The sequence below is a fragment of the Vibrio sp. 1-Bac 57 genome (assembly GCF_037546855.1).
Classification (GTDB): Bacteria; Pseudomonadota; Gammaproteobacteria; order Enterobacterales; family Psychromonadaceae; genus Psychromonas.
On the sequence record NZ_JALAAC010000076.1, the window covers coordinates 1 to 3,082 of the forward strand.

4 protein-coding genes are annotated in these 3,082 nt (G+C 32.9%); all 4 read left to right on the forward strand.

The genetic code is table 11. The features are described 5' to 3' along the window. A partial coding sequence (locus MT391_RS20475) for a hypothetical protein (protein ID WP_499499922.1) occupies positions 1 to 445 on the forward strand: 445 nt, incomplete at its 5' end. Then, the gene (locus MT391_RS20480) at positions 446 to 694 is read left to right on the forward strand and encodes an MbeD/MobD family mobilization/exclusion family protein (RefSeq protein ID WP_499499923.1); all 249 of its coding nucleotides are present in this window, start codon (positions 446 to 448) and stop codon (positions 692 to 694) included. A gap of 317 nt (positions 695 to 1,011) precedes the next feature. Beyond that, a complete protein-coding gene (locus tag MT391_RS20485) occupies positions 1,012 to 1,434 on the forward strand; it encodes a DUF6530 family protein (RefSeq protein ID WP_499499924.1) in 423 nt (140 codons plus the stop codon). A 22-nt stretch (positions 1,435 to 1,456) separates the two neighbouring features. Beyond that, positions 1,457 to 2,488 carry a hypothetical protein gene (locus MT391_RS20490; RefSeq protein ID WP_499499926.1) on the forward strand — a complete coding sequence of 344 codons (1,032 nt, stop codon included), beginning with the start codon at positions 1,457 to 1,459 and terminating at the stop codon, positions 2,486 to 2,488. Positions 2,489 to 3,082 lie beyond the last annotated feature (594 nt).

Here is a 3,082-nt window from a genome sequence, read left to right on the forward strand (position 1 = left end):
GAAGCATTTGCAAGCAATCACGCAGCTCTTTCAAGACTTTGCAGAGCAAAGGCAGAACGAAATAGAAAGTTATACCAAGTCCCTGCAACAAAATCAGAAACAGCTCGATATCAACTACAAGGGATCATTCAGCAAGCTAGAGAAAGAAGCGAAGAAAAGCATCGACTCAGTGACCAACTATCGCGTCTCCAAGACGCTGAAATTCAGCGGTGCAATACTCTCAATCATGCTGGTATTCACGGCAGGAATGAGCGGAATATCGTGGAAAATGGGGCAGGATATAATAGCGCAGCAAGCAGTAATTCAAGAGTTGGAGAGCAAGGGGGGGAATATTCAAATAACGACCTGTGGGGATCAGAATCAATTGTGCATCAAAATAGATTTGGAGCAGACGACATACGGAACGGACGGGGTTTACCCGTGGATGGTACCAGAGGGATATTAAATGACAGAGCTAGAGAAACACCTATTGGACGCATTAACCGAGTTATCAAAAAATCAAGAGACCATGTTTCAAGATTTCAAGAATACTTCAGAGAGTTTGGTCAATCGCTCGTTAGAGCAACAGAAGTTTTGCGAGGCTTTACAGCAGGAAAACAAAAATCTGACTCAGTCAGTAACGAACTTAACAGGGCATCTCACCGATTTAGCGATACAGTTAAACGTTTTATTAGAGAAGAAGAAAGGGAGTTGAAGCTGGATAAAAAGGTCGAAAACCATTATTTCGGGCCTACATTACGCTGAAACAGAAAAATCAATTTTAAGGGCTAAAACAGGCCCTTAACAGTAAAAATAAACTCGGCTTGTCATTGCTTAAATGTTCATTTTAAAGTGCTCAGAATGCCGCTTTGGCGGTCTTTTTTTTGTGAAGTCTTTCTTTTGAGGGGCTAAAACCACTATTTAACATAATAGTCATTTTACGTAATTATTAATTTACCCGTAAATATTGATTGACTACTGAATTTAGTAATTTTACTATAATTATTAAATTTACTAAATAAAAGGTGACTAATGAAAACTCCAAAGCATTTAAAACATAAACCAATACTAGAAGTTGCAGACTACGATTCTATCGATGGCCATCGAGCTAATAACACTGATGCAAAGTGTTTATCTATTGGTGTAGCACAATGGAATGGAAGCCTTGAAACCGAGCTTTCAGCTAAAGTTTGGCGACAGGTTGATAATAGATGGTCAAGACAATCCGAAGAACTTCCTTTGAATAGAGTTATTGATTTGGCAACTTTAGTATGTGAGTCAAAACTTTATTCAGATGGTAAAAAATTATCTTCAAAAGGAAATTTTATAATAAGTAAAACGGAACGTTCAGATTTACATGACAAAATACTTAAAATGGAATTAGAGGGGAATAAAGAATATTTAGATAAAGGCTTTAAACGATTGGCTAAAGCTTTAAAGGAATTAGGATATTAAGTCTATATTTAAAGGATTAGTAATGAAAAATAAAACAGTTATATTAACTACTTCTATCATTTTACAGGCAGGATTATTGTCTGCTTGTACAAGTGAAAATTGGATTGATAATGTAAAGTCAGGTGTATTTTCAAGTTATGACAAAGTGAAACCTGTTGGTGTTGTATATGATAACTGGAAAAGTTGTAAAAGTGTCTTTTGGGAGGTAGTTAAAGAAGAAAAAGGTTACGCTGAAGTTAAATTTACTTGCGATATAAAAGGAATTGATAATATTGTTTCAGCTCTTAAAGATAATCAAAATTCTATAGAGGATAGTAACAAATTAAAATATCGTAAATTAGAAAAAGAAAAAGAAGACTACCTCTCTAGATCTCAATTGGATGTATGTAAAACAGAATTTTTCATAGAAAAAATATCTAAAGGGATTACATATAGATCAAAAGATAGCCTGTTAACTGGTGATGAATTAAATTCTCTGGTCAACGAATATCATGAGATATTGTTAGACTCTTTTAACAAAGCTAAAAGTAATGAAATTTATAACGAAGAAGTGATAGCTAAAATAAAAAAGGATACTAAATATCTATCCGAGATAAATGAGAAATTGAAATATAAATTTTCTAATTCTGGATCTGTTTTATTTCAAGGTAACGCTGAAAAACTCAGTGATAATAAGAATGAAAAATATAAAGAAATTCAATCTAACCTTCTTGAATGTATAGGTGATAATAGTAATTATTATATTGGTGATGAAAGAGTTATTGGTGATTACCGTAATATTAATTATTACTTGAAAAAGCAACAAGATATAGCATTACTTAAAAAACAAAAAAACTTTGATTCCCTAAAAGGTATTAAAGTTACAGTTTTATTTGACGTTAACAAAGATAATTTCAATATAAGTAATTCATACTCTGAGTTTGTTATCGGTGATGAAATACAAACAACATCATACTCTAAAAATATTATACAAAGCCTTATTTATAAGGATGTAAATCTATCTGAAGAGTTCATTAAAGGTAATGTAATAGATTATTTAGCTAATAAATTTTAGTGAAATATGTAGATTTTATTTGTGTAACTAAAAGCCACTGAAAAGTACATATTAGTTACACTGTCATTTTACCATTTAACATAATGGTCGTTTTACGAACGACAAAAGGCTACCTAAATGGTGGCTTTTTTTAGCCCCAGAGATCGCCTACTTTAAATTTTTAAGTCCAGTTACCCGCAGATTTTAAATTAAGACCCTAAGAATAGTTACACTGTAACTTAACGGTTTAACATAATGGTCATTTAATAATTACATAACGTCAGTCCCGTGCTGTAAACGATAGACTTTTTATTAGGTGATTTTTTGAGGGATGAGTGAGGTTTTAAAAATAGAATTTTTTTAGAGAAAGTACTTCATTTTTAGCGCTTTACAGAATACTCTAAACGCCAGATGTGAAAAAACCGCGTTGACGCGCGGTTATTTCGGCATTTACAGAGTCTTTAGGGGACTAGGTAAACTTAACTATTACCGCAATTTTAAACATTCTCCTGAAAAAATCAAACTGTATCTGCCTATATTTCGTTTGGAATCATGATGTGGACCTAAAAATCCTATCTTGGACGTTATTAAATGCATCCACCAGTAATCAAGGGG